The sequence below is a fragment of the Saccharomonospora iraqiensis subsp. paurometabolica YIM 90007 genome, assembly GCF_000231035.2.
GTDB classification, from domain to species: Bacteria; Actinomycetota; Actinomycetes; order Mycobacteriales; family Pseudonocardiaceae; genus Saccharomonospora; species Saccharomonospora paurometabolica.
The window spans coordinates 1-1,587 of sequence record NZ_KI912216.1 but is presented as its reverse complement, the minus strand read 5'-3'; the positions used below and the strand labels follow the sequence as shown (position 1 = coordinate 1,587).

The window sequence follows — 1,587 nt, the reverse complement described above, 5'->3', positions numbered from 1 at the left end:
GCCCGGCCAGGCCTCGGCGACGGGGGCGAGCATGCCGCCCGCCACCCAGGACGCACCGCGGGCCGGGTGCGGGTCGAACACGGTGACCCGGTGGCCCGCCTCGGCGACCCGCCAGGCGACGGCGAGCCCGATCACGCCCGCCCCGACGACGGCGACCTCGCGCGGCGGGGCACCGCACCCGGTCGGGTTAGCGCCCCCGGTCGGGGCACTCGTGCCGGTCATCGACGATCACGCTCCCTGCGCCGGTATGACCCGGATCAGGTTCCACGGTCGGAGCGTCGGCTCCCTCTCAGCCCGTGTGCGCGGGCTCCCGTGCGGACGCCCCCAGCCTACCCCGCGCGAGGTATTACGGTGACCACCATGCCCGCCCTCGACGGTGACCGGATCCGGCGTCGCCTCGCCGACGCCCGCCTCTACCTGTGTACCGACGCCCGCCCCGACTCCGGCGACCTCGCGGAGTTCGCCGACGCCGCACTGTCCGGCGGTGTCGACATCATCCAGCTCCGGCACAAGACCGACGGCGTACCGCTGGAGGCGGCCCAGGAGATCCGCGCGCTGGAGACACTGGCCGAGGTGTGCGCGCGGCACGGCGCGTTGCTGTCGGTCAACGACCGCGCCGACCTCGCGCTCGCCGTCGGGGCCGACGTCCTGCACCTGGGCCAGGACGACCTCCCGGTCCCGGTGGCCCGGCGGATCCTGGGGGACGCGCCGGTCATCGGGCGGTCCACCCACTCCCCCGAGCAGGCCCGCGCGGCGGCGGCCGAAGGAGGGGTGGACTACTTCTGTGTGGGCCCGTGCTGGCCGACCCCGACCAAGCCGGGCCGCACCGCACCCGGTCTCGACCTGGTGCGCACCGTGGCGAACTCGGTGGAGACCACCCGCCCGTGGTTCGCGATCGGCGGGATCGACCTGGCGCGGCTGCCGGAGGTGGTCCGGGCGGGTGCCCGGCGGGCCGTCGTGGTCCGTGCCGTGACCGGGGCCGACGACCCGGCCGCGGCCGCCCGGGCGCTGCGCACGGGCCTGGCCGAAGGCTCCGACGACGGGCGGCCGGACGGTCACCCCCCGGCCGGGTCGTCGGCTTCCTGAACGGACCCGTCCGCACCGGGCTGGTCCCCGCCTCCGGTCGGTTCCGGTTCCGCCGTGGCGGACGGCCCCGAGGTCGGCGCCGGGGTGTCGCTCTCCGTGGGCGTGCCGGTGCCGTCCGAGGATCCGCCCGGATCGCCGGTCCCGGAATCCGGGGTGGCGGTCGGTGCGGGCATGTCGGGACCGTCCCGGTCGCCCTCCGGGGCGCTGTCCGGGCCGTCCGAACCGTCGGAACCGTCGGAACCGTCGTCGACGCCGGTGTCCGGCCCGTCGTGGTCGGTTCCGGGCGATCCGGGGGCGGGCTCCGGTCCCCGGTCCCGGAACAGGCCACCGACACTCGTGCCGTCGTCACCGGACAGCGCACGCCCGGTCGCCTCCTCGTACCCGGTGACGGCGAGAATCCCGATCACGAACGCGACGGCGCTGGTCGCCACCAGCACCGGGGCCCGGCGCTTCCACCACGCCGGGCCCGACCGCCCGGACCGCGGGCCCCGACCGCCGCCC

2 protein-coding genes, 1 pseudogene and 1 riboswitch are annotated in these 1,587 nt (G+C 77.0%); of the genes and pseudogenes, 1 reads left to right on the top strand and 2 read right to left on the bottom strand.

Translation table 11 applies throughout. The features are described 5' to 3' along the window. A partial coding sequence (locus SACPADRAFT_RS0206685; protein WP_007027550.1) for an FAD-dependent oxidoreductase occupies positions 1 to 222 on the bottom strand: 222 nt, incomplete at its 3' end. Continuing rightward, positions 218 to 324: riboswitch (TPP riboswitch) on the bottom strand. Its footprint overlaps the gene before it by 5 nt. Positions 325 to 360: 36 nt before the next feature. Between SACPADRAFT_RS0206685 and thiE the strand changes: the two genes are divergently transcribed. Then, the gene (thiE, locus tag SACPADRAFT_RS25990; protein WP_051442401.1) at positions 361 to 1,086 is read left to right on the top strand and encodes a thiamine phosphate synthase; all 726 of its coding nucleotides are present in this window, start codon (positions 361 to 363) and stop codon (positions 1,084 to 1,086) included. Here the strand turns inward: thiE and SACPADRAFT_RS25985 are convergent. Then, positions 1,056 to 1,587 (bottom strand): annotated as a pseudogene (locus SACPADRAFT_RS25985) (hypothetical protein); the annotation flags it as partial. The gene thiE and the pseudogene SACPADRAFT_RS25985 sit on opposite strands and share 31 nt — an antisense overlap.